Origin of the sequence: Ensifer sp. CCNWLY38 (genome assembly GCF_037120565.1) — a bacterium.
GTDB lineage: Bacteria > Pseudomonadota > Alphaproteobacteria > Rhizobiales > Rhizobiaceae > Ensifer > Ensifer adhaerens_H.
Map to the genome: position 1 here is coordinate 61,951 of NZ_JBBBBO010000005.1, position 24,670 is coordinate 86,620.

The following is a 24,670-nucleotide window of genomic DNA, read 5'->3' on the forward strand; positions in this document are numbered from 1 at the left end:
ACAATAGACAGATCGTCGTCAATGGGTATTATAGCGAAAACATCGGCGACGACGCCGTGCCAACGACCGGGTGAACGGGAGGAACAGATGTTGACGACAGACGGAGACAAAACCGGCTCGCCGCGATAGAGGAGCGTCCCTGACAAGCGCAGACAATTTCGAACCGGCCGGATCTCGCCATGGCAAAACAGAACACCGTCTTCAAGGATGCCTATAACCGCTGCCTGAAGCTTCTGGCGGAAACATCCTCGCTGCCCTCCGAGCCGGAACTTGGGCAGGTGCTTGGCGTCAGCCGGACGACGGTGCGCGCGATCCTCAGCCGCTTCGAGGAAGCGCAGCTCATCGCCTGGGACAAGCGCAAGAAGAACGTGCTGCGGCAGCCCCGCCCCGATGACTACTTCCCAACGGAAGAGACCGATTCGCTCGCCGAAATCATCGAGCGCAGTTTCATGCGCCGGATTCTCGCCGGCGGCGCCGAGCCCGGCATGCAGATCAACGAGCTTGAACTGGCGCGCGAGATCGGCACCGGAACGACCAGTGTGCGCGAGTTCCTGATCCGCTTCAGCCGCTTCGGCCTGATCGAAAAACGGCCAAACAGCCACTGGATCCTGAAAGGCTTCACCCGTGAATTCGCGCTGGAGCTGACGGAAGTGCGCGAGATGTTCGAGCTGCGCTCAGCCGCACGTTTCGTCTCGCTTCCGGATGATCACCCGGCCTGGGAGGAGCTCAGGGAAATCGAGACCCTGCACCGGGAAATGCTTGCCGATATCGACAACCGCTACCGGGAGTTTTCCGAGTTAGACGAGCAGTTCCACCTGCTAGTGCACAAGGCATCCAGCAACCGCTTCATCGTCGATTTCTACGATATCATCGCGATCGTCTTCCACTATCACTACCAGTGGAACAAGACGAATGCCCGCCAGCGCAACGCCCGCGCGCTTGAAGAACATCTCGCCTATATCGAAGCGTTGCGCTCGCATGACCCCGCAAAGGCCGAACAGGCCTGCCGGCGGCATCTCCAGTCCGCGCGCGAAACTCTCCTTCAATCCATTCCATAGCCAGCTACCGGAGCCACAGATGCCGACGCCGATCGTGCAATTCGGAACCAGCCGCTTTCTTCAAGCGCATGCCGATCTCTTCGTCAGCGAGGCGCTGAAGGCGGAAAAGGCACCAGGCCCGATCACGATCGTGCAGACAACCGGATCCAGCGAACGTTCCGGACGTCTTGCGGCGCTCGCGCGCCCCGAAGGCTTTCCCGTCATCATCCGCGGCATCCAAGGCGGGGAGCGGATCGACGCGACGCAGCGGGTGACGAGCGTGACGCGAGCGCTTTCAACCGCTGAAAATTGGAGCGAGGTCCGAGAGATTGTTGCCCAGGAAGCGGAAATCCTGATCTCCAATACCGGCGATACGGGTTACCGGATCACCGACGACGACCTGGTCACGGACATTCCCCGCTCCTTTCCCGGCAAGCTGCTCCTGCTCCTGAAGGCCCGCTTTGAAGCGGGTGGGCGCGCCCTGACGATCCTTCCTTGCGAGCTCGTGTCACGCAACGGCGATGTGCTGAAGGCGCTGATGCTGGGGCTCGCGGCGGAGCGGGCCAAAGACACCGCTTTCACGAACTGGCTGAACACAGGTGTCGTGTGGGCAAACACGTTGGTCGACCGCATCGTCTCCGAGCCTCTGGAGCCCGCCGGTGCGATTGCCGAACCCTATGCGCTCTGGGCGATCGAAAACCAGCCCGGCTTGCACCTTCCGTGCATTCATCCGTCCGTGAAGCTCGTTGAAGACCTGACGCCTTACGAGAAGCTGAAGCTTCACATCCTCAATCTCGGCCACACCGTGCTGGCCGATCTCTGGCTGAGGGAGGGCCGTAACCCGCATGAGACCGTCCGGGAGATCCTCGCCGACGCCCGCGTAGCAGCATATCTCGACCGCATCTATCGATCCGAAGTCATTCCCGCTTTCGCCGCGAAGGACCTGCAAAGCGAAGCGACGGATTATGTCGCCGCGACCCTGGAGCGCTTCAGAAACCCGTTCCTCAATCATCGCCTAAGCGATATCGCCAACCATCACCGCGAAAAGATCGCGCGCCGGATCGGCGACCTCCGGCTCTGGAGCCCGGGCGTAGCAATGCCCGAGCTCACGGCAATCTCGGATCAGTAGCCGGATTCCTGCTTCTTTGGTGCCAGCGTCGCCTCGCCGAGAAACTCCTGGCGCAGCGCCGTCGTCGCGCGCACGAGCGACGTGACATCCGTGCCGATCGCCATGAAATCGGCGCCCATCTCGCGGTAGTCGCGCGCCTGATCGAGATCGAGCGTCATGATGCCCCTCGCCTTGCCGGCCTTCTTGATACGCTCGAACGCGTCGGCGATTGCCGCGCGGACCTCCGGATGACCCGGCTTGCCGAGATAACCCATGTCGGCCGCCAGGTCGGAAGGGCCGATGAAGAGGCCATCAACGCCATCTAGCGCGGCAATCTCATCGATCGCGGCAAGACCCGCGCGGCTCTCGATCTGCAGGATCAGGCAGATTTCATCACCGGCGGTCTGGAGATAGTCGCCGATGCGGCCGAATTGCGAGGCCCGACCGAGGGCGGCGCCGACGCCGCGAACGCCATGCGGCGGATAACGGGTGGCGCGCACCAGCTGCTGTGCCTGCGCCAGGCTCTCGACCATCGGGATCAGCAGGGTCTGCACACCGGTGTCGAGAATCTGCTTGATCAGCACGGTATCGCCGACCGGCAGACGAACCATCGGGTGGCTTGCCGACGCCGAGACCGCGCGAAACTGCGCCGACAGCAAGGGAATGTCATTCGGCGCATGCTCGCCGTCGATCAGCAGCCAGTCGTAACCGCTGCCGGAAACCACTTCTGCCGCGTACGGGCTGGCAAGCGCCACCCACAGCCCGAGCTGGAAGCGGTTTTCGCGGAGTGCCGCTTTAAAGGGGTTCTTCGGTGCCGGCATGCTTACTCTCCTTAAACTTAGCGTGGGGATCGAGCTTCGCCCCTCATCCGCCTGCCGGCACCTTCGTCCCGGAAAGGGAAGAAGGACGATGCCGCACCGACTCAAGTCTCCTCTCCCCGCTTGTGGGGAGAGGCCAGGGTGAGGGGCAACCTCACGCCATCGATAGATTCGACTGCGAAGACTAACGCCTTGCTGGCAAAAGAAAACCGGCCAAAACGTTGGCCGGTTTGTTGCTACTGCATGTTTCCTTTAATCGTAGCCGGTTAAAGGACAAAAACATGCAGCACATTTAAGTGCTACAGCGACCTTTGCGCGTCTGATAAGACGCGCGGCGCTGTAGTCGGATTTTCGCCGGTTTCAGGCAACGCCGCCGAGGCAGACGTATTTGATCTCGGTGAATTCCTCGATGCCGTAGCGCGAGCCTTCGCGGCCGAGGCCGGACAGCTTGACGCCGCCGAACGGCGCTTCCGCCGTCGAGATCAGGCCGGTGTTGACGCCGACCATGCCGTATTCCAGCGCTTCGGCCACCCTGAAGACCCGGGCCAGATCCTTGGCATAGAAATAGGACGCAAGGCCGAACTCGGTGTCGTTTGCCTGTTCGACCACATCCGCTTCATCGGCGAAGCGGAAGAGCGGCGCGACCGGGCCGAACGTCTCTTCGCGCGCCACCGCCATCGCCGGGGTGACATCGGCCAGAACCGTCGCCTCGTAGAAGGTGCCACCGAGCGTGTGGCGCTTGCCGCCCTGGATCACCCGCGCGCCTTTTGACGTCGCGTCGGCGATGTGCTCTTCCACCTTCTCCAATGCCGCCTTGTCGATCAGCGGACCGAGGATGACGCCCTCGTCGACGCCGTTGCCGATCTTCAGCTTGGCGACCGCCTTGGCGAGTTTGTCCGCAAAGGCGTCATAGACCTTGTCCTGCACATAAATCCGGTTGGCGCAGACGCAGGTCTGGCCGTTGTTGCGGAACTTGGCGATCAGCGCGCCTTCCACGGCCGCATCGAGATCGGCATCGTCAAAGACGATGAACGGTGCATTGCCGCCAAGCTCAAGTCCGAGTTTCTTGATCGTGCCAGCACTCTGGCGATAAAGCTCGGCACCCACTTCTGTCGAGCCGGTAAAGGTCAGCTTACGCACCACGGGGTTCGAGGTCATTTCCGCACCGATCTCGCGGGCGGAGCCGGTGATGACGCTGAAGAGGCCCTTCGGCAGGCCGGCGCGTTCGGCGAGGATCGCGATCGCGATCGCCGAGAACGGCGTCTGAGCCGCCGGCTTCAAGACCATTGCGCAACCGGCGGCAAAGGCCGGTCCGGCCTTGCGGGTGATCATCGCGTTGGGGAAGTTCCAGGGGGTGATCGCCGCGACGACACCGATCGGCTGTTTCATGACCAGGATGCGCTTGTCGGGCTGGTGACCGGGGATCAGGTCGCCATAGAGACGACGCGCCTCTTCGGCAAACCATTCGACAAAGCTTGCACCATAGACGATTTCGCCGGTCGCTTCGGCGAGCGGCTTGCCCTGCTCGAGCGTCAGGATGCGGCCAAGATCTTCCTTGTTCTCGATCATCAGATCGAACCACTTGCGAAGCACGCCCGCACGGTCCTTGGCGGTGCGCGCCGCCCAGGCCTTCTGGGCCAGGCGTGCTGCCCCGATCGCTGCCTTGGTTTCCTTTGCGCCAAGCTTCGGCACCAAGCCGATAATTTCGCCTGTCGCGGGGTTGTTCACCTCGATCGCGTTCGCCGCGTCCGCCTCGATCCACTCGCCGCCGACGAGCGCTGCCTGGCGAAACAATGATGGGTCTTTAAACGACATGATCCGTCCTCTCTCAAAGTCTACAGAACTTATACAACTTTTTTCTTGGAAACGGCAATGACCCACGCGACCGTTTCTGCACTTTCCTTGCGCGCCTCGCGTACCGGCCGCGCTCGCGCACCCGTGCGTCCAACCCGGTTTCATCCGTACCCGTCCTCATGTAGCGTCCGAAACGAATCGAGCCATAGGCGCAGGTGACAGATCAGGCACCGAAGATCGGCCGAGGATTTAGAGAACATATAGAAGAGGCATGTCCATGACGGCGACCGACAACAGAAAAGCCGATTATCCCATCGATGCCATGTTCCTCGAGCGCTGGTCGCCCCGCGCCTTCACCAACGAGGAGATCGAGGAACGCGAACTGCTTTCCTTCTTCGAAGCGGCCCGATGGGCGCCCTCCGCGAGCAACCGACAGCCCTGGCGCTTCGTCTATGCCCGTCGCGGGACGGAGTACTTTCCGGTGCTGCTCGACACTCTCGATGAAGGCAACCAGCGCTGGGCGAAGAACGCTGCCGCGCTTCTGATCGTCATTTCTAGAACCCACAACCAGGCACAGAACGGCGAGATGCGGCCGGCCTATACCCACGCCTTCGACACGGGCTCGGCCTGGTACAGCCTCGCTCTGCAGGCTTCCCTTGCCGGCTGGCATACCCACGGCATGGCCGGCGTCGACCGCGACAAGGCGATGCGCGTTCTGAACGTTCCCGAGCATCACCGGGTCGAGGCGGCCGTTGCGATCGGACGGCTGTCTGACCCCTCGACGCTCCCGGATGACCTGCGCGCACGCGAAATCCCGAGCCAGCGCAAGCCGGTCAGCGAATTTGCTTTCGAAGGCCAGTTCAAGGGCGAATAACGAAAAATCCCGGCGCCGCAAGGCACCGGGATCCCAAGTCGTCACGATATCCGAAAAGATCAGATGTCGAGGTTGGCAACGCTCAGTGCGTTTTCCTGGATGAAGTCGCGGCGCGGCTCGACCTCGTCGCCCATCAGGCGCGAGAACAGGCCGTCCGCATCGGTGGCGTCGGTGACACGGACCTGCAGCAGCGAGCGGACGTTCGGATCGAGCGTCGTTTCCCAGAGCTGCTCGGCATTCATTTCACCCAGACCCTTGTAGCGCTGCATCGAGAGACCCTTGCGACCGGCCGCGAAGATCGCATCGAGAAGCGCACGCGGTCCGCTGATCTCCAGGGTACCGTCGCGACGCCGCAGGACTGGCGGGGCAGCATAGACTTCCTTGAGCTTCGCGGTGAGCTGGTCGATGTAGCGGGCATCGGACGAGCCGATCAGCGCCATGTCGAGCACCGCGACTTCCTTGACGCCGCGGACCATGCGCTCGAGGCGAAGACCGCCTTCTGCCGTGACCGCACCGCTCCAGCCGCGTTCGGTTTCCTCGGCGATGACGTCGAGGCGACGCGCAACCTCCGCAGCGACCGCCTCATAAGCGTCACGCTGGCCGTTGAGCTCGACATTCAGCGCGCCGGCAATCGCTGCCTGCTCGACGATCGAGCGGTTGTAGCGCGAGTGCAGCCCGTTCATCAGATTGCGCAGGCGGAGTGCATCGTTGATGACTTCGCGCAGATCCTGGCCGGCGCGCACTTCGCCTGATTCCAGCTCCAGCGTGGCTTCTTCCAGACCCATCGTGATCAGGTAGTCTTCCAGTGCCTGCTCGTTCTTGAGGTACTGAGCCGACTTGCCGCGCGTCACCTTATAGAGCGGCGGCTGGGCGATATAGAGATGGCCGCGCTCGATCAATTCCGGCATCTGGCGGAAGAAGAAGGTGAGCAGCAGGGTGCGGATATGGGCGCCGTCGACGTCGGCGTCCGTCATGATGATGATCTTGTGATAGCGCAGCTTGTCGGCGTTGAACTCGTCCTTGCCGATCGAGGTGCCGAGCGCGGTGATCAGCGTGCCGATTTCCTGACTCGACAACATCTTGTCGAAGCGCGCGCGTTCGACGTTGAGGATCTTGCCGCGCAGCGGCAGGATCGCTTGGTTTTCGCGCGAGCGGCCCTGCTTGGCCGAGCCACCTGCCGAGTCACCTTCCACCAGGAAGACTTCGGACTTGGCCGGGTCACGCTCGGAGCAATCGGCGAGCTTGCCGGGCAGCGACGAGATGTCGAGCGCACCCTTGCGGCGCGTCAGTTCGCGGGCCTTGCGGGCGGCTTCGCGGGCAGCAGCCGCTTCCACTACCTTGCCGACCAGGATCTTGGCTTCGCTCGGATGCTCTTCGAACCAGGTGTTGAGCGCTTCGTTGACGAGGCTTTCCACCACTGGGCGCACTTCCGAGGAAACGAGCTTGTCCTTGGTCTGCGACGAAAACTTCGGGTCCGGAACCTTCACCGAAAGCACGGCCGTCAGGCCTTCGCGGCAGTCTTCGCCCTGGAGCGTGACCTTTTCCCTCTTAGTGATGCCCGAGGAATCCGCGTAGGAGGTGACCTGCCGCGTCAGCGCGCCGCGGAAGCCCGCCATATGGGTTCCGCCGTCGCGCTGCGGAATGTTGTTGGTAAAGCAGAGCACGTTTTCGTGGTAGCTGTCGTTCCACCACATCGCCACTTCGACGGTGATGCCGTCCTTCTCGCCGCGGATCGACACGGGCTTGTGCACCAGCGGCTTCTTCGCCCGGTCGAGATAGGCGACATAGGCCTCGAGACCGCCCTCATACATCATCTCGTCCTGGCGAATGTCCGAATGGCGCTTGTCGGTCAGAATGATATGAACGCCTGAATTGAGGAAGGCGAGTTCGCGAAGGCGGTGTTCCAGCGTGTTGTAATCGAACTCGGTCTTGGTGAAGGTTTCGCTGCTCGGCAGGAACGTCACCTCGGTTCCGGTCGCGTCGCCTGCGTCACCGGTCACGGCCAGAGAGCCATCGGCGACGCCGTGGGTGAAGCTCATCTCGTGGATCTTGCCAGAGCGGCGGATCTTCAGCTTCAGGGAAACGGAAAGCGCGTTGACCACGGACACGCCGACGCCGTGCAGACCGCCCGAAACCTTGTAGGAGTTCTGGTCGAATTTTCCGCCGGCGTGCAGCTGGGTCATGATGACCTCGGCCGCCGAGACGCCTTCCTCCTTGTGGATGTCGGTCGGGATGCCGCGACCGTTATCCGTGACCGTTACCGATCCATCAGAATTGAGCGTCACCGTTACGATATCCGCATGACCGGCAAGCGCTTCGTCGATCGCGTTGTCGACGACCTCATACACCATGTGGTGCAGACCGGAGCCGTCATCCGTGTCGCCGATATACATGCCCGGCCGCTTGCGCACGGCATCCAGGCCCTTCAGCACCTTGATGGAATCGGCACCATATTCGGCGCTGGCGCCGGTTTCGGTCTCAGGATTGTCGGTCATTCAGCTACGGGTCTTTCCAGGTTGTTCGGACAGGGTGATTCGTTGCGAATCACGTCTCGGACGCCTCGTGGACTATAGAAAATTTGTCCACGGTTCCAAATCCCGGACCGCCGGGCAGCGGCCGGAAACAGGCATTCATCCCCTGTCATTATCAGGAAATGTGGCTTTTTCCAAAACATCTTCCAGGGCGCGGATCGTCTCAGGCGACAAAGCGCGGATTTGTTCGCTGAGCCGGTTGGCAAATGCCGTGTGCTCCGGCGTCAGGCCCGACGTGTCCAGCACGACTTTCGGTGCGGAGACGTTGGCGACACGGAACAATTCCTCCGCCTCATCCCAGATCACATTGAAATAGCCGGCCACCCGCTGGAGAAAATCGAAGCTCGGCGCGCCGCGCTTTCCATGTTCGAGGGCTGAGAGATAGGCGGCCGAAACGTTGATCGCCGCCGCCATCTGTTTCTGGGACACGCCCTTCCTGCGCCTGAGTTCGCGCAGCGCCTCGCCGAAGGGCGTCATATCGCACTTCCCCTCACGCGCGCCAGGCGGACATAGAGAGCACCCTCGCCGCCATGGTTGCGGGCGGCCTGCTCGTAGGATGATATCAGTGGCCGGAACTCGGGCAAGGAGAACCAGAGCGGTACCGCCCGCTTCAAAGCACCGTCGCTGCCGAACGAGGTGCCCTTGCCGGTTATGACGAGCACATGGCGCAGCCCGCGCTCGTGCGCCCTCAAGAGGAACTGCAACAGCAGGCCATGCGCTTCGCTCTGGATCATGCCATGCAGGTCGATCCGCGCTTCGAGTGTCAGGCGCCCCTTGGCGAGTTTGCGCTTGACCGGCTTTTCAAGCGGATGATGCAGTTTCTCACCAGCCTTTTTCGTCAGCGCGATACCCGGCTGTTCGACGGCGCCAGCCGATTTCTGCTGCTTGGCTTTCGGCTCTTCCTGCGCCTTTGGCTGCTCGTCCTCGGCCAACATGCCCATCAGGTCGTCGAGCCGACCTGGCATCGGTCTCGTCGAGCGGGCAACCTTGCCCCAGAGAATGCGATCCTCGGACGAAAGCTCTTTTTTCTTAGGCATGGCCGTATCGTGCCGCGGCCGCCTTGGGAACGAAAACATAGAAGTCGGCCGGATTGCGAACCGCCCCAGCCCGTTCGCCCGCCTCGAATCCGGAACCGGTGAAGATGTCACCGCGCGCAGGTCCGACGATCGCCGAACCCGTGTCGAGCGCCAGCATGAGGCGCTGGAAGGGCTTGCCTTCGTCCAGGCGTGTCAGGCTCTCGCTCGCGATATAGAAGGGCACACCGAAGGTATGGATCAGCCGGTCCACCGCCAAAGAACGTCCCGGCTCGAGCGAGACCTTGGCAGCAGCGATCGGACCCAGATGTTCGTCCTCGACCGCAGCCTCGCGGAAGAAGATAAACGACCGGTTGTGCCAGAGGACCTCATCGACGTCGTCCGGATGCGCCTCCAGCCAGTCGCGAATGCTCATCATCGAGACGGTCGCGGCATCGATCTTGCCGCGTTCGATCAGCAGCTTGCCGACGGCTGAGAAATAGTGGCCGGTCTTGGCGGCATAGGTGACGCGGCGGCGCGAACCATCCGGGAATAGGAGCCGCGCCGCGCCCTGGACATGAACGAAGAATACTTCGACCTTGGACTTCGCATAGGCGATCTCCAGGCCGCGGCCGGCAAGGTAGCCTTGCTCGATTGCCCGCCTGTCCGGGTACTCGCTGATCCGGCCACCCGCGGAAAGACCAAAGGCGAAATAGGGATCCATCCCGTCGGGCCGGTTGGTATCGTCGACATCGACCAGATCCGCAGGCCGTCGGTAGAGCGGATAGCGATAGATCTCGTCCGCTTCGTCGCGAACCTCGATTTCCGGTTCATAGAAGGCTGTGACAAAGCCGGAACCGGCTTCCGGTTCGATCCGGAACGGTGCGAAGTGCTTCTCGAAGAAAGCCCGCGCGCCGTCAGCGGTGTCGACGTCGGCTGACGAAGCCGAAAAGGCCGGCATGAGATCATCGACGGAGATCCCCATCGACCCGGTGCGATAGGGTTTGGTCGAGACATGCTTCTGACAGCGGCGCATCGCCTCTATCACCTTGGTCGGGTCGTCATCCCGCCAGCCCGGAAGATCGTCGAAACTGACGGGTTCAAGTCGAAAGGACATCGTCGCCACGGCCGCTTAATTTTCGGATTCGGTGGCGATCAGCTTCCAGTTCGGATCCCGCGAGCGGATGTCGCGCGCAAAGGTCCAGAGATCATTGACCTCGGCAACCGACTCGGCGTCGCCGTCGATCAGGCCACCCTGCTTGTCATAGGTCGCCGAAATCAGCTGGCTGACGATACGGACCGTGATGTTCTCTTCGCTGTCCTTCACTTCGGCGTGAATGATGTCGGCCTTGTCGATGCCGACGAAGGTGGACTTGACGACTTCGCCCTTGCGCTCCCGGTCGGTGATCGCCGCGTCGAAGCCTTCATAGACCTCGCGGGACAACAGGTTCTTCAGCGTCTTGCGGTCACCGTCAGCAAAGGCCATGACGATCATCTCGTAGGCCATCTTGGCGCCGTTGACGAATTCCTTGGGATCGAAGCTCGGATCAGCGTCGCTCAGCGCCCGAAGCTGGGTGTTCAGTGTTGTGCCAGCCTTGGCGAAGGCATCGATCGATTCGTAACGCCCCGCTTCTTCTTCCGCGCTCTCGCGTCGCGGCAATTGCACGACCTTGCCCTTGTCGCCGTTTTCCGGCCCTTGGCTCATGTCACGCGGCGAATAGGGATCGAATGGCGGCCGTTCGCTTCCTGTCCGGCGGCCCAAAACGCTGCGCAGTTGCAGGAAGATGACCACCGCGGCGATCAGGAAAAAAAACGTGATAAAGTCAAAAGAGCCCATTTCCACCCGGAACCGCTGTTAGAATTTCTCGTGGCTATTTCCATATAGTCCGCAAGAATAGATCATTCAAATGGCGATGTCGCACCCTTACAGCGCCGAACGTCTTTTAAGACGCACAAAGGTCGCCGTGGCGCTTTAGAGTTGCTGCATGTTTTTGCCCTTAATTCGGAGAGGCTTTAAGGGAATACCAGGTTTCATTTTCGGGCAGGCTGATGCGTTCATTTCTTATTCTCCTTGTCGTCTTCGGGCTCCCGCTCGCCGAGATCGCCGGTTTCGTCGTCGTCGGCCGAGAGATCGGACTTTTGATGACGCTGCTTCTGGTGCTTGCAAGCGCATTTGTGGGTGTGATCCTGCTCCGAGTCCAGGGATTTACCGTCATCCGCAGGATGCAGGATGCCACCCGCACCGGCAGTGACCCGGGCCGGGAGGTGATCGGCGGCGCCTTGCTGTTCGTCGCGGCGATCCTGCTCGTCGTACCGGGCTTCGTCAGCGACGTGATCGGTCTCCTGCTGTTTCTGCCCTTTGTCCGCAATGCCGTTGCCGCCTATCTGCGCAAGAGGATGACGATCGTGACTGCGGCATCCGGAGCGAACTGGTACCCACAAGAAGACCAGCGGCAGCCACGACCCTCGACCCGCGTCATCGACCTTAACGAAGGCGAGTTCTCGCGGACCGACGACGAGGATCCGCCGCAAGGCGGGGATCGCGATCGCCCCTAGACGAAGAGCGTTTGGCGGAATGCGCAAACGGCACTGTGTCGCCCACATTCCGGAGCATAATCCTGGCTTGGCGATTTGGAGCAAAGGATGCGCGCATCCGGCCGAAAGCGCCGGGTCCGCAGGGTTGTAAGCCCTAGGCCGAAATGCTAGATGGCCTCACCGAATTGATGTCGAGGAACCCTTATGACGACTGATACCGCATCCAATGGCAACGGCAGCGCGCAGAGCCCGTCGCTGAACATCCTCGCCCAGTATATCAAGGACCTTTCCTTCGAAAACCCGGGCGCTCCGCGTTCGCTGCAGGCTCGTGACAAGGCGCCGTCGATCAATATCAACGTCAATGTCAACGCCAACCCGCTCGCAGAGAACGATTTCGACGTCGTTCTGTCGCTGAACGCTGAAGCCAAGGACGGCGACCGCGTTCTCTTCAACGTCGAGCTCGCCTATGGCGGTGTCTTCCGCGTTGCAGGCTTCCCGCAGGAGCACATGCTGCCGCTGCTCTTCATCGAGTGCCCGCGCCTGCTGTTCCCGTTCGCGCGCCAGATCGTTGCCGACGCGACCCGCAACGGTGGCTTCCCGCCGCTGATGATCGACCCGATCGACTTCGCGCAGATGTTCGCGCAGCGCATGGCTGAAGAAAAGGTCCGTGCTCAGGTTTCGAACGAAACCGCGAACTGATCGAAATTCAGAACGCTGAAACAATGAAGCCCGGCTCGCGCCGGGCTTTTTTGATGCCTGATTATTCCTGGGGTTCGTATTTTGTCCAGATCGCCTTGGCGCCGATCTTGGCAATCAGCGCAGCGTGAGCCGCAAGATCGTCCTCCGACAGCCGGCTTGGTAGCGGACGTGGACGCTGGCCGATGACGATCGGCATATCATCGAGCTCGATCGACTGCCCCGCCGATTTCGTCGAGACAAGGCCGAGCGCTGCCTGACGACCACCGATCATCTCGATATAGACTTCGGCAAGCAGTTCGGAGTCGAGAAGAGCGCCGTGCTTCGCGCGGTGCGAATTGTCGATGCCGTAGCGACGGCAAAGCGCATCGAGCGAGTTCGGCCCCATCGGGTGCTTGCGGCGAGCAAGCGCCAATGTGTCCGTCACCCGATCCATGGCGATCGGCGGCAGTCCCAGACGCGCGAACTCGGCGTTGACGAAGCCCATGTCAAAGGTGGCGTTATGGGCGACCCAACGCGCATCACCGAAGAAATCGAGGATCTCATCGACGACATCGGCGAAGGGCGGCTTGTCCTTCAGGAAGTCGTCGCTGATCCCGTGGATGGCGAGCGCATCCGGATGAACCTTGCGGCTGCCGGGATTGATGAAGATATGCAGCGTGCGGCCGGTCGGAAACTGGTTTTCGAGTTCGACACCGCCGATTTCGATCACCCGGTCCTCGCGATTGTCGAGGCCCGTCGTTTCCGTATCGAAGATGATCTCACGCATCCGCGTCTCCGTTGCTGGCTGCGAGTTCGTCGACGACGGCCTTCACTTGGGCCCGGGTGACGTCGAAACTGTCGCTGGTATCGATGATGTAGTCGGCGCGCTTACGCTTTTCGCTGTCCGGCACCTGCCGCGCAAGGATCATCGCGAGTTTTTCCTCTGTCATTCCCGGGCGCTTCAGCGCCCTTTCGCGCTGGAGCTCGGCAGAGCAGCTCACCACAACGACGCGGTCGAGCCGCTTTTCCGCTCCCGTTTCAAACAACAGCGGGATATCCAGGACCACAAAAGGCGCACCCGCGGCCGCGTACTTTGCAAGGAACTCCTGTTCCTTCTTGCGCACGAGCGGATGAACGATCGCCTCGAGTTCGGACAGCCGTCCCGGCGTCTCCATGAGCTGGCGCGACAGTTCGGACCGGTCAACCTCGCCGTCTTTCGTCGTTCCAGGAAAAGCCGCCTCGACCGGCGCAACCGCCTCGCCGCGATAAAGTTGGTGCACCACCTCATCGGCATCGTTCACCGGAACGCCGAAGTCACGGAACATCTGGGCCGTCGTCGACTTGCCCATGGCGATCGATCCTGTGAGCCCAAGGATAATCATCAGTGCCTGTCCATGTCATCGATGATGAGTTGTCGAAGCGTGGCATCGACCGTCGGCCGACAGCCGAACCAGAGCTCGAAGCCGGGGATGGCCTGGTGCAGGAGCATGCCCAAACCGTCGACGATCGCAAAACCTTGCGCCTCTGCCTGCGCAAGGATCGGCGTCTTCAGGGGAACATAGACGATGTCCGTGACAACGGCGCTCGAAGCCATGACGCCGAAATCGAGCGCCGGCGCTTCGCTGCCATCCATGCCAAGTGACGTGGTGTTGATGAACAGACCGGCACCCGCCATCACGTCTTTGAGCGCGCCCATCGGATGCGCTTCGACCGGCGGGCCGAAACGATCGGCGAGTTCCTTCGCCCGCTCGACCGTCCGATTGACGACATGGATCGTCTTGATGCCGCGATCACGGACGGCCTGAATGATCGCCCGGCTGGCGCCGCCGGCGCCGAGGATGACTGCGGTCGACGTCTTGTCCCAGCCAGCCGCCCGCTCATCGAGATTGGCAACGAAGCCGCGGCCATCGGTGTTGGTGGCGTGCACCTCTCCATCCCTGAGCCACAGCGTGTTGGCGGCGCCGAGTTCCTGGCTCAGCTCATCCGGCCGATCCGCCAGGCGACAGGCGAGCTCCTTGTGCGGGATGGTGACGTTGCCGCCGCAGAAGCCGGATGTTCCGTCCTTGAGACTTTCGATGAAAGCGACGAAATCTTCCGGCCCTACCTCATGCGCGCGGTAGCTTCCGGCCAGACCGAGCTGTTTCAGCCAATAACCGTGGATCAGAGGCGACCGGGAGTGCTTGATCGGATAGCCGGTGACGAAGGCGTGGTTAACAAATGTTTCACGTGAATCACGCATCGATCGTTCCCAGTTCACGAAGTTTGGCGAGCAGCGGCAGCATCGGAAGACCGAGGATGGTGAAGTAGTCGCCCTCGATCTTTTCGAAGAGCTGGATCCCCTCGCCCTCCAATTGATAGGCGCCGACGCTCGAAAGCGCCTTTTCGCCAACACGCTGCAAGTGGCGATCGACGAAAGCTGCCGTCAGCGGCCGCACGGTCATGTGGGCGGAAGAAACGTGCCGCCAGACAACCTCTTCACCGCGCAAAAGCACGATCGCGCTGTTCAGGCGATGGGTCTTGCCGGACAGCGACAGCAAATGCCGAGCCGCTTCCGCCATATCCTTCGGCTTATGATAGACCCGTGCTTCCAGAGACATGGTCTGGTCGGAGCCGATCACCAGCGCGTCGCCAAAATGTCGGGCGACGTCGCGCGCCTTTGCCTCCGCCAGTGCGAGCGCTACCGTTTCGGGTGCAGCACCGGCTTCTTCGAGCGGTTTTTCCAGCGTACGTTCATCAATCTTAGCTGCCTTCGCCTCGAAAACGAGGCCGGCATTTTCCAGGAGCGCACGTCGAAACGGGCTTGCCGAGGCCAGGACGAGCGAAGGATTCATCATGCAGGTTCCCGTATTGTTCGATTCGGGTCTAGCGCAGACGCGGACGCAGGGCAACGATTGCCGCCGCGGTTTCCTCGATCGAACGGCGGGTGACGTCGATGACCGGCCAATTGTTGCGGGCGCAAAGCGACCTCGCATATTTCAGTTCCTCGGTAATCGAGGCCTTGTCCGTATATTGATCGCCGTGAAAACCCTGAGTCGTTCCGAGCACCCGGTGCTGGCGCACCTGCGAGATACGGTCGGCCGTGGCGATCAGGCCAACGACGAGCGGCCTCGTCGCCTCCATCAATCTTTCGGGTAGCGGCACGCCCGGGACGATCGGGATGTTGACCGTCTTGATGCCGCGGTTGGCGAGATAGATGCTGGTCGGCGTCTTAGACGTCCGGCTGATGCCGACCAGAACGACATCCGCCTCGTCGAAATCGGCGGGCAACTGACCGTCGTCATGGTCCATCGTGAAATTGAGGGCGTCGATGCGGGCGAAGTACTCCGCATCCATCACGTGCTGGGCGCCCGAGCGGCGGCGCGACGGCGATCCCAGATAGGACTGGAAGAGGTCGATGATCGGATCGAGCACCGAGACGCAAGGGACACCCATCTCGCGGCAACGGCGATCGATGATATCGGCGAGTTCGCGGTCGACGATCGTATAGAGCACAATGCCAGGCGCACCATCGATGGCGTCGAGGACCTGCAGCAACTGCTTGCGGTTGCGGATCAGCGGATAGACATGTTCCAGCGCATGCGAGCTCTGAAATTGAGCGGCCGCAGCGCGTCCGGCAGCGATCAGAGTCTCGCCCGTCGAGTCCGAAATCAGGTGAAGGTGGAAGTAGTTTTTCTTGTTCTCCACGCAATTCTCCTGGTGCTGTTGATAAGCCGGGATGAAAGACAGCTAACGACGGCGCGCCGACCCAGGCAAGTGGAAAACTGCCGACTTATTCACAATTGGCGCTGTCGCGGAAACCGTTTCGGGGCAAATGTGGAAAAGACTCGCGACGATGACAAAGTGTCACGCGTATCAACCGCTTGTCCACAAGCGCGAGTAAAACCGTGGTTCCGCTAATCGACTGAATCCAAAGGCCTTTATTCGCCTCTCTACACTGTTTTTCCAGATTGCCCAGACGCTCTCCCGTCGCGCGTTGTCCGGAGCGACAGCCGTGGACAAGTCAGTGGGTTGTTTTAATCCTTGATACTCACCGACTCTAAGAAATAGAAACCTTCTAAATATCTTTGATTTTATATTGGGAGAGATGATCCGTGACCGAAACGCGCAGAAAGGTTCTGGAGGTTTTGGCCGGGAAGACGGTGTCTCCTCCTCCGATCTGGCTGATGCGCCAGGCAGGCCGTTACCTGCCGGAGTACAGGGCAACACGGGCTACGGCCGGAAGCTTCCTCGATCTCTGTTACACCCCTGATCTCGCAGTCGAGGTGACGTTGCAGCCGATCCGTCGATATGCTTTCGACGCTGCCATTCTTTTCTCCGATATCCTGGTCATTCCCGATGCTCTGAAACGCAATGTGCGCTTCGAGGAAGGCCATGGGCCACGGATGGATCCGATCGATGTCGACGGTATCCGGCGCCTGAAGCCGGAGGGCATCGCTGAGCACCTCCAGCCTGTCTTTGAGACGGTATCGCGGCTGCGTGCTGAACTTCCCGCCGAAACGACCCTGCTCGGCTTCTGTGGCGCTCCCTGGACGGTTGCGACCTATATGATCGCCGGACACGGGACCCCGGACCAGGCCCCGGCCCGGCTCTTCGCCTACCGCAACCCGGAAGCGTTCGACCATCTGCTGTCTTTCCTGGCGGATGTCTCTGCCGATTATCTCGTGCGACAGATCGATGCCGGCGCCGATGCGGTGCAGATCTTCGATTCCTGGGCCGGCGTTCTTGGCGAGGAGGAGTTTGCGCGTTACGCGGTCAAGCCGGTGCAGCGCATAATTGCTTCGGTCAGGGCGCAGCGGCCGAACGTGAAGATCATCGCCTTTGCAAAAGGCGCCGGTCAGCTGTTGAAGGCCTATCGCCAGGCGACGGGCGCCGATGCCATTGGTCTCGACTGGACCGTGCCGCTTTCCTTCGCGAAGGATTTGCAGAAGGAAGGGCCGGTCCAGGGCAATCTCGATCCGATGCGGGTCGTGGCAGGCGGCGTGGCACTCGAGGAAGGCACCGATCGTATTCTCGATGCGCTTGGCCACGGACCGCTGATCTTCAATCTCGGCCATGGCATCACGCCGCAGGCCGATCCGGATCACGTGTCGGCGCTGGTTGCCCGCGTTCGCGGAGCGCAATGATGGCCGAGAAGCAGACCGATCTGGCGCCCGGCAACAGGGCGCGGCTCAGGGCAGCGATCGCGATTGGCGCTTTCGTGGCGCTTCTTGTCGGTCTCTTCGTCTGGCGGCCGGATGATTTCTATCTCTGGATCAAGGCGCTGCATGTCATCGCGGTGATGTCGTGGATGGCTGCCCTGCTCTACATGCCGCGCCTTTTCATCTACCACACCGATGCCGAGCCGGGTTCCGCGCAGTCGGAAACCTTCAAGATGATGGAGATGCGGCTGCTGAAGGTCATCATGAACCCGGCGATGATGATCTCCTGGGTGCTCGGCCTCTACCTCGCCTGGAGCGTCTATGGCTTCCAGGGCGGCTGGCTGCACGCCAAGCTGCTGTTCGTAGTGCTTTTGACGGCAGTCCACATGCGCTTCAGCCGTGCCGTTCGCGAATTCCAGCGGGACGAAAACAAGCACGATGCGCGTTATTGGCGGCTGATGAACGAGGCCCCGACGCTGCTGATGATCCTCATCGTGATCATGGTCGTGGTGAAGCCGTTCTGAATTTAATCGATTCGTGATTTGCAATAGTCGTTTCTAATTTGCGACAGCCCCTTGCAGGGTTTCACGTGAATCGCTATTTTCTGCCATCTCCTCTTCATGGCTTGTGACAAAGACAAGAGCCTGCCTCTCCAGCCGCAGCTCCCCAACGAATACTCGCCATCTCTCCATTACCCATACCAAACATGGATCCTTCATGGCTGAAATGAAGCTACAAGAACTCAAGAACAAGACGCCGACCGATCTGCTCGCCTTTGCCGAGGAGCTCGAGGTGGAGAACGCCAGCACGATGCGCAAGCAGGAGCTGATGTTCGCGATCCTCAAGATGCTCGCGGCTCAGGATATCGAAATCATCGGCGAAGGCGTTGTTGAAGTGCTGCAGGATGGGTTCGGCTTTCTCCGGTCCGCGAATGCAAACTACCTTCCCGGCCCTGATGATATCTACATCTCGCCTTCCCAGATCCGCCGCTTCTCTCTGAAGACCGGCGACACGGTCGAGGGCCCGATCCGCGGACCGAAAGAAGGCGAGCGCTACTTCGCTCTCCTCAAAGTCAACACCATCAATTTCGACGATCCGGAAAAGATCCGTCACAAGGTTCACTTCGACAATCTGACGCCGCTCTATCCGAATGAGCGCTTCAAGATGGAACTCGAGGTTCCGACGTCGAAAGATCTCTCTGCCCGCGTCATCGACCTGGTGGCGCCGCTCGGCAAAGGCCAGCGCGGTCTGATCGTCGCACCGCCGCGCACCGGTAAGACGGTTCTGTTGCAGAACATCGCGCATTCGATCACCGCCAATCATCCGGAATGTTACCTGATCGTTCTCCTGATCGACGAGCGCCCGGAAGAAGTGACGGACATGCAGCGCTCGGTGAAGGGCGAAGTCGTTTCATCGACCTTCGACGAGCCGGCGACGCGCCACGTCCAGGTCGCCGAAATGGTCATCGAAAAGGCGAAGCGTCTTGTCGAACACGGCCGCGACGTCGTCATCCTGCTCGACTCGATCACCCGCCTCGGCCGCGCCTACAACACGGTCGTTCCGTCATCGGGCAAGGTCCTGACCGGCGGTGTCGATGCCAATGCGCTGCAGCGCCCGAAGCGCTTCTTCGGCGCCGCCCGCAACATCGAAGAAGGCGGCTCGCTGACGATCATCGCGACCGCGCTGATCGATACCGGCAGCCGCATGGACGAAGTCATCTTCGAAGAATTCAAGGGCACCGGTAACTCGGAAATCGTGCTCGACCGCAAGGTTGCTGACAAGCGCATCTTCCCGGCGATGGACATCCTCAAGTCCGGTACGCGTAAGGAAGACCTGCTGGTGCCGCGCCAGGATCTGCAGAAGATCTTCGTGCTCCGCCGCATCCTGGCGCCCATGGGCACGACCGACGCGATCGAGTTCCTCATCGACAAGCTCAAGCAGACGAAGAACAACGGCGATTTCTTCGACTCGATGAACACGTAAGACCCGTTCGATATCTGATTTCAAAGACCGGTCGACTTTTGTCGGCCGGTCTTTTACTTTGCGAAAACCTTAGCCGGATTCATTTTTCGACATCGATTCGGCCTCGCAACAATCTCAATTCCCAAGGTCTGGAGCCTTGATCGTTGCGGCTGATTCACGTGAAACACACCGACGCCATGAAACATGAGCGTGGCAGGACCTTGATATTTCGGTGCCGTTTCGGCATAAGCTCCCCGACCCTTTTGAGATGCCGTTTCCATTCTGCGTGAGCACGCTCCGCGAAGAAAAAACGATCCGGTCTGGAACTTCGACGATCCCCATTGTTTCGACCAGCGAGGCGCCCTGCCGTCTCGGCGGTCTTTCCAGGTGAGCCAATGACAGCGATGCACACGATATATGCGCTTTCCAGCGGAGCCCTTCCCGCTGGTGTCGCGGTTGTGCGTGTCAGCGGCCAGCACACCGCAGCGGTGCTTGAGGCATTGTGTGGCGAGGCCCCATCACCGCGGATAGCGACGCTCAAATCGATTCGCTCTCGCAACGGTTTCGTGATCGATAGCGGCCTCGTTCTCTATTTCCCTGGTCCTGCCTCTTTCACGGGCGAGGACTGCGCCGAGTTTCAAATCCACGGCGGCCGCGCTGCGGTGAACGCCCTGCTCGAGGAGCTTTCGAAGTTCGAAGGGCTGCGCCACGCCGAAGCGGGTGAGTTTTCACGGCGCGCCTTCCAGAACGGCAAGTTGGATCTGGTGGAAGTCGAGGGTCTCGCTGACCTGATCGTTGCCGAGACCGAAATGCAGCGCCGCCTGGCGATCGAACACTCCGGCGGCGGGCAATCAAAAGTCTACGCGGCCTGGGCGAAGCGCCTGACGCATGCGCGGGCGATGATCGAAGCTGAACTCGACTTTGCTGACGAGGACGATGTGCCGGGCTCGGTGAGCGAACGCATCTGGCAGGACATGTCCGTGCTTGCACAGGAGATCGCCGCACACATCGCCGATGCGCCGATTGCCGAGATCATCCGGGATGGGCTGAAGATTGTCATCGCCGGTGAGCCGAATGCTGGCAAGTCGAGCTTGCTGAATGCACTGGCGCAGAGAGATATCGCCATCGTTACGGAAATCGCAGGAACGACGCGTGACGTGCTCTCAGTGGACCTTTCGTTAGCCGGATTCTCCGTCAAACTCTACGATACAGCCGGCCTGCGTGAAACCGAGGAACGTGTCGAGCAAGAGGGTATACGTCGCGCGCGAGAAGTTATCGAGCGAGCAGATTTGATCCTCCTCCTCTCGGAGACGGCGAGCGGCTTTGATTCTCTGTCCGATATCACATCGGACGGCACCGCCGTCTTGCGTGTAGCAACGAAGATAGATCGAGACGATTGGCGGTGGTCTCCTGATGAAGCCGATGTTTTGATCTCGACTCGGACGGGTGAAGGCATGGATCGCCTGTTGGATGCGATCGCCGCGCATCTCCCCGACCTCAGCGGCCGAACGTCCCTTGCCTTGCCTTCACGTAGCCGTCACGTCGATAGTCTGCGGCAGGCTCTTCGGGCAATCGAGGAGAGTTTGGCGGGGCAGCATAACGGCCTGGACATCCGAGCAGAGCAGCTTCGCCTCGCCGGAGATGCGATTGGACGGATTACCGGGCGGGTGGATGTCGAGAACCTTTTGGATGTGATATTTTCCGAATTCTGTATCGGAAAATAGTCTGTGGAAACAACGACACAACGTTTGCGAGTCCTTCGTTGTGTTTCACGTGAAACGATTCGTGCCGGCGCAAAGGTGTGCTGGCCTGGAGATATGAACAATGATCCAGTTTGACGTTATCGTCATTGGCGGCGGCCATGCCGGCTGCGAGGCGGCAGCCGCGTCCGCGCGTCTCGGCGCCAACACAGCACTGATCACGCATAAGGCGTCGACCATTGGCGTGATGTCCTGCAATCCCGCCATTGGTGGATTGGGCAAGGGCCATCTCGTGCGCGAGATCGACGCGATGGACGGTCTGATGGGTCGCGTCGCGGATGCCGGCGGAATTCAGTTCCGCCTGCTCAACCGTCGCAAGGGCCCGGCTGTCCGCGGTCCGCGCACCCAGGCTGATCGGCGCCTCTATCGCGAAGCCATGCAGCGCGAAATCAGAGGCATTGCCAACCTGACGGTGGTCGAGGGCGATGCCTTCGATTTGATCGAAGCGGATGGCAAGGTCAGCGGTGTCGTCATGAAGGACGGCCGGACCTTTGCATCGACGTCCGTGGTTTTGACGACCGGCACCTTTCTGAAGGGGCTGATCCATATTGGTGATCAGAAGATTCCGGCTGGCCGCGTTGGTGAAGAACCCTCTGTTGGGCTTTCGGCGACACTTCTGCGTTACGGTCTGAAGCTCGGTCGTTTGAAGACCGGCACGCCGGCACGCCTGGATGGGCGCACGATCGATTGGGACAGCGTCGGCCGACAGGGCCCCGACGAGGATCCCGTACCGTTCTCCTTCATGACCGATCGCATTCTGAACCGTCAGATCGATTGTGGTGTGACCCGCACGACCGAGGCCACACACAAGATCATCGCCGACAATATCGGCAAGTCAGCGATGTATTCGGGTCAGATCGAAGGAGTCGGTCCGCGCTATTGTCCGTCGATCGAAGACAAGATCGTGCGCTTTGGCGAGCGCGACGGTCATCAGATCTTCCTGGAGCCGGAGGGCCTCGACGATGACACCATCTATCCGAATGGGATCTCGACCTCATTGCCGGCCGATATCCAGGAGGCGTTCATTCGAACGATTCCGGGATTGGAGAATGTGACGATCCTGCAGCCCGGCTATGCCATCGAGTATGACCATGTGGATCCGCGCGAATTGAACGCGACGCTGGCGGTGCGCAAGATGCCCGGTCTGTTCCTGGCGGGCCAGATCAACGGGACGACGGGTTACGAGGAAGCCGGCGCGCAAGGGCTGGTCGCGGGTTTGAATGCGGCGTTGCTGGCGGCCGGCCGGCCGGAGGTGACCTTCAGCCGCACCAATTCCTATATCGGCGTCATGATCGACGACCTGACGTCGCGCGGCATCACCGAGCCTTACCGGATGTTCACCTCTCGAGCGGAGTATCGTTTGTCGCTCCGCGCTGACAATGCCGATGCGCGACTGACGCCATTGGCGATGGAGCTCGGCTGTATTTCAGATGTGCGCCGTGACCGCTTTATCGACTGGCGCGCGCAGTTCGACGATGGCCGTCAATTGTTGAAGAGCCTCTCGGTGACGCCGGCCGAAGGCAATCGCCATGGTCTGAAACTGAACCAGGATGGCCAGCGGCGGACCGCCTTTGAGATCCTCTCCTATCCGGATCAATCGATCTCCGCCTTGGCGCCGATCTGGCCGGAGCTGTCGTCGATTGGTCCACGGGTCATCGAGGCACTGGAGATTGACGCTGCCTATGCGGTCTATATGGACAGACAGGCGGCGGATATTGCCGGCATACGCCGCGAGGAAAATCTGGTGATTCCTGACGGTTTTGACTTTGAAAGGCTGTCGGGATTGTCCAATGAGTTGAAGCAGAAGCTGAAGCAGCAGGCACCGCGCAATCTGTCGCAGGTGATGAAGGTGGATGGCATGACGCCCGCCGCCGCATCGCTGATCCTTGCCTGGTTGAAGCGTCAAAACGGAAGCGTAGAACGCGAAGAAAAGGCAAGTGCACAATGAAAACGAGTCCAATCGATGTGTTGAACGGACTGCGTGTTTCACGTGAAACGAATGAACGCCTGGAGCATTTTGCTCGGCTTTTTCAGAAGTGGGCGAAGTCGATCAATCTGGTAGCGCCTTCCACCATTGAGGATCTATGGCGCCGCCATATCGTCGATAGCTTGCAGCTTGTACAGTTGTCGCCTGAGCCAAAGACCTGGGTCGATCTGGGAAGCGGCGGCGGCTTCCCGGGCATCATTACGGCGATCTATCTCTCGGAGTTTGCTGACGGCTGGGTGCATCTCGTTGAAAGCAACAACAAGAAAGCCGCATTCTTGCGCGTTGCTTTGGCCGAAACAGGCGCGCGCGGATCCGTTCATCCGATTCGAATCGAAGAAGCCGGCGAGGTGATTCCCCACGCAGACGCGGTTTCGGCGCGTGCCTTGGCCGATTTGACGCTCTTGCTCGACTACTCGGCGCCGTGGTTGCTGGCAGATGAGCGCAAAACGATCGCCTATTTCCACAAAGGGCGGGATTACCAGCGCGAAATCGACAAAGCCATTGGCCGCTATCAATTCGATCTGGTAAAACATCCAAGCGTCGTCGAGCCGGACTCCGTTGTGCTCGAGATCGCAAATCTATCACGCAAGGTTCAGTGATCGGCGAGCGGAAACATGTTTGGCGCAAGAAATCGGATCATCACAATCGCAAATCAGAAAGGTGGAGTCGGTAAAACGACGACCGCCATCAATCTGGCGACCGCTCTCGCGGCAATCGGCGAGCGAGTCCTCATCGTCGATCTCGATCCGCAAGGCAATGCCAGCACCGGTCTGGGTATTCAGCGGCGCGATCGGAACCTCTCATCCTACGAGCTGATGATGGGTTCGCACGGGATCGGCGAGATTGCGCAGCAAACCGCTGTGCCGAACCTTTCGATCGTGCCTTCGACCATGGATCTGCTCGGCGTCGAGATGGAGATTTCTCAGGAACCGGACCGGGTCTTCCGCCTGCGCAAAGCTTTGGTGAGCCCGGCGGCGATGGAGTACTCCTATGTGCTCGTCGATTGCCCGCCGTCGTTCAATCTCCTGACGATGAATGCCATGGCGGCAGCGCATTCGGTGCTGGTGCCGCTGCAGTGCGAGTTCTTCGCGCTGGAAGGTCTCAGCCAGCTGCTGGAAACCGTAGACCAGGTTCGCCGATCGGTGAATCCGTCGCTGGATATACAGGGTATCGTGCTGACGATGTTCGACTCGCGCAACAACCTCGCTCAGCAGGTCGTCAGCGACGTCCGAACGCATCTTGGCGATAAGGTCTATCACACGCTCATTCCGCGCAATGTTCGCGTTTCCGAGGCACCGTCCTACGGCAAGCCTGCGATCCTCTATGATCTGAAATGTGCGGGAAGCCAGGCCTATCTGCAGTTGGCATCGGAAGTGATTCAACGTGAACGCCAGCGCAAGGCGGCGTAATCATTTCGGTAGCGTAATTTAACTCG

General features: G+C 60.5%; 24 protein-coding genes. 12 read left to right on the forward strand and 12 right to left on the reverse strand.

Annotated features, from left to right (window positions below; translation table 11 throughout):
- The first annotated feature begins 179 nt into the window (after positions 1-179).
- Both V7S54_RS12410 and V7S54_RS12415 read left to right on the forward strand, forming a co-directional pair.
- Complete coding sequence (locus V7S54_RS12410) at positions 180-1,058, forward strand: GntR family transcriptional regulator (protein ID WP_057252035.1); 879 nt, start codon at positions 180-182, stop codon at positions 1,056-1,058.
- A gap of 19 nt (positions 1,059-1,077) precedes the next feature.
- Positions 1,078-2,166, forward strand: a complete 1,089-nt coding sequence (locus tag V7S54_RS12415; protein WP_065376359.1) for a D-mannonate oxidoreductase — start codon at positions 1,078-1,080, stop codon at positions 2,164-2,166.
- Here V7S54_RS12415 and hpaI read toward each other — a convergent pair.
- Together hpaI and gabD are read right to left on the reverse strand one after the other, a co-directional pair.
- Positions 2,160-2,966, reverse strand: a complete 807-nt coding sequence (gene hpaI / locus V7S54_RS12420; protein WP_065376360.1) for a 4-hydroxy-2-oxoheptanedioate aldolase — start codon at positions 2,964-2,966, stop codon at positions 2,160-2,162. The genes V7S54_RS12415 and hpaI overlap by 7 nt on opposite strands.
- 357 nt (positions 2,967-3,323) lie before the next feature.
- On the reverse strand, positions 3,324-4,778 hold the full coding sequence (gene gabD, locus V7S54_RS12425) for an NADP-dependent succinate-semialdehyde dehydrogenase (RefSeq protein ID WP_065376361.1): 1,455 nt from the start codon (positions 4,776-4,778) through the stop codon (positions 3,324-3,326).
- A gap of 256 nt (positions 4,779-5,034) precedes the next feature.
- On the opposite strand from gabD, the gene V7S54_RS12430 reads away from it, so the two are divergent.
- Positions 5,035-5,631 (forward strand): nitroreductase family protein, encoded by a 597-nt coding sequence (locus V7S54_RS12430; protein ID WP_065376399.1) that lies wholly within the window; start codon positions 5,035-5,037, stop codon positions 5,629-5,631.
- A 59-nt stretch (positions 5,632-5,690) separates the two neighbouring features.
- Here the strand turns inward: V7S54_RS12430 and gyrB are convergent, their stop codons facing one another.
- The 5 genes from gyrB to V7S54_RS12455 form a co-directional block, all read right to left on the reverse strand.
- Positions 5,691-8,126 carry a DNA topoisomerase (ATP-hydrolyzing) subunit B gene (gyrB, locus tag V7S54_RS12435; RefSeq protein WP_065376362.1) on the reverse strand — a complete coding sequence of 812 codons (2,436 nt, stop codon included), beginning with the start codon at positions 8,124-8,126 and terminating at the stop codon, positions 5,691-5,693.
- A gap of 135 nt (positions 8,127-8,261) precedes the next feature.
- Positions 8,262-8,639, reverse strand: a complete 378-nt coding sequence (locus V7S54_RS12440; protein WP_058327486.1) for a helix-turn-helix domain-containing protein — start codon at positions 8,637-8,639, stop codon at positions 8,262-8,264.
- Positions 8,636-9,199, reverse strand: coding sequence for a Smr/MutS family protein (locus V7S54_RS12445; protein ID WP_065376363.1), 564 nt, complete (start codon positions 9,197-9,199; stop codon positions 8,636-8,638). Before V7S54_RS12445 ends, V7S54_RS12440 begins: the two co-directional genes overlap by 4 nt.
- Positions 9,192-10,292: a murein transglycosylase A gene (gene mltA / locus V7S54_RS12450; RefSeq protein ID WP_065376364.1), complete on the reverse strand. Its 1,101-nt coding sequence runs from the start codon at positions 10,290-10,292 to the stop codon at positions 9,192-9,194. The genes V7S54_RS12445 and mltA overlap by 8 nt, the downstream gene beginning before the upstream one ends.
- A gap of 15 nt (positions 10,293-10,307) precedes the next feature.
- On the reverse strand, positions 10,308-11,012 hold the full coding sequence (locus V7S54_RS12455) for a Tim44/TimA family putative adaptor protein (RefSeq protein ID WP_057252027.1): 705 nt from the start codon (positions 11,010-11,012) through the stop codon (positions 10,308-10,310).
- A 212-nt stretch (positions 11,013-11,224) separates the two neighbouring features.
- On the opposite strand from V7S54_RS12455, the gene V7S54_RS12460 reads away from it, so the two are divergent.
- Positions 11,225-11,731: an FxsA family protein gene (locus V7S54_RS12460; protein WP_065376365.1), complete on the forward strand. Its 507-nt coding sequence runs from the start codon at positions 11,225-11,227 to the stop codon at positions 11,729-11,731.
- Between the two features lie 183 nt (positions 11,732-11,914).
- Positions 11,915-12,409 carry a protein-export chaperone SecB gene (gene secB, locus V7S54_RS12465; RefSeq protein WP_065376366.1) on the forward strand — a complete coding sequence of 165 codons (495 nt, stop codon included), beginning with the start codon at positions 11,915-11,917 and terminating at the stop codon, positions 12,407-12,409.
- A gap of 61 nt (positions 12,410-12,470) precedes the next feature.
- On the opposite strand, the gene dnaQ is transcribed toward secB, so the two are convergent.
- From dnaQ to V7S54_RS12490, 5 genes are read right to left on the reverse strand one after another with little or no spacing between them, the layout of a single operon-like run.
- The gene (gene dnaQ, locus V7S54_RS12470; protein ID WP_065376367.1) at positions 12,471-13,175 is read right to left on the reverse strand and encodes a DNA polymerase III subunit epsilon; all 705 of its coding nucleotides are present in this window, start codon (positions 13,173-13,175) and stop codon (positions 12,471-12,473) included.
- Positions 13,168-13,770 (reverse strand): dephospho-CoA kinase, encoded by a 603-nt coding sequence (gene coaE / locus V7S54_RS12475; RefSeq protein ID WP_065376368.1) that lies wholly within the window; start codon positions 13,768-13,770, stop codon positions 13,168-13,170. The genes dnaQ and coaE overlap by 8 nt, the downstream gene beginning before the upstream one ends.
- Positions 13,770-14,627 carry a shikimate dehydrogenase gene (locus V7S54_RS12480; RefSeq protein ID WP_065376369.1) on the reverse strand — a complete coding sequence of 286 codons (858 nt, stop codon included), beginning with the start codon at positions 14,625-14,627 and terminating at the stop codon, positions 13,770-13,772. The genes coaE and V7S54_RS12480 overlap by 1 nt, the downstream gene beginning before the upstream one ends.
- The gene (locus tag V7S54_RS12485) at positions 14,620-15,219 is read right to left on the reverse strand and encodes a Maf-like protein (RefSeq protein WP_065376400.1); all 600 of its coding nucleotides are present in this window, start codon (positions 15,217-15,219) and stop codon (positions 14,620-14,622) included. Before V7S54_RS12485 ends, V7S54_RS12480 begins: the two co-directional genes overlap by 8 nt.
- Before the next feature lie 31 nt (positions 15,220-15,250).
- The gene (locus V7S54_RS12490; protein WP_058327490.1) at positions 15,251-16,072 is read right to left on the reverse strand and encodes a pyruvate, water dikinase regulatory protein; all 822 of its coding nucleotides are present in this window, start codon (positions 16,070-16,072) and stop codon (positions 15,251-15,253) included.
- A gap of 407 nt (positions 16,073-16,479) precedes the next feature.
- Here V7S54_RS12490 and hemE point away from each other — a divergent pair, with 407 nt between their 5' ends.
- The 7 genes from hemE (at position 16,480) to V7S54_RS12525 (ending at position 24,644) form a co-directional block, all read left to right on the forward strand.
- Positions 16,480-17,511, forward strand: coding sequence for a uroporphyrinogen decarboxylase (hemE, locus tag V7S54_RS12495; protein ID WP_065376370.1), 1,032 nt, complete (start codon positions 16,480-16,482; stop codon positions 17,509-17,511).
- Positions 17,508-18,050 carry a protoporphyrinogen oxidase HemJ gene (gene hemJ / locus V7S54_RS12500; protein WP_065376371.1) on the forward strand — a complete coding sequence of 181 codons (543 nt, stop codon included), beginning with the start codon at positions 17,508-17,510 and terminating at the stop codon, positions 18,048-18,050. Before hemE ends, hemJ begins: the two co-directional genes overlap by 4 nt.
- 193 nt (positions 18,051-18,243) lie before the next feature.
- On the forward strand, positions 18,244-19,509 hold the full coding sequence (gene rho, locus V7S54_RS12505) for a transcription termination factor Rho (protein WP_093233478.1): 1,266 nt from the start codon (positions 18,244-18,246) through the stop codon (positions 19,507-19,509).
- Positions 19,510-19,883: 374 nt separating this feature from the next.
- Positions 19,884-21,212, forward strand: a complete 1,329-nt coding sequence (gene mnmE / locus V7S54_RS12510; RefSeq protein WP_065376372.1) for a tRNA uridine-5-carboxymethylaminomethyl(34) synthesis GTPase MnmE — start codon at positions 19,884-19,886, stop codon at positions 21,210-21,212.
- Positions 21,213-21,312: 100 nt separating this feature from the next.
- Positions 21,313-23,196: a tRNA uridine-5-carboxymethylaminomethyl(34) synthesis enzyme MnmG gene (gene mnmG / locus V7S54_RS12515; protein ID WP_065376373.1), complete on the forward strand. Its 1,884-nt coding sequence runs from the start codon at positions 21,313-21,315 to the stop codon at positions 23,194-23,196.
- A complete protein-coding gene (rsmG, locus tag V7S54_RS12520; protein WP_065376374.1) occupies positions 23,193-23,834 on the forward strand; it encodes a 16S rRNA (guanine(527)-N(7))-methyltransferase RsmG in 642 nt (213 codons plus the stop codon). The genes mnmG and rsmG overlap by 4 nt, the downstream gene beginning before the upstream one ends.
- Positions 23,835-23,849: 15 nt before the next feature.
- Positions 23,850-24,644 (forward strand): ParA family protein, encoded by a 795-nt coding sequence (locus V7S54_RS12525; protein ID WP_065376375.1) that lies wholly within the window; start codon positions 23,850-23,852, stop codon positions 24,642-24,644.
- Positions 24,645-24,670 lie beyond the last annotated feature (26 nt).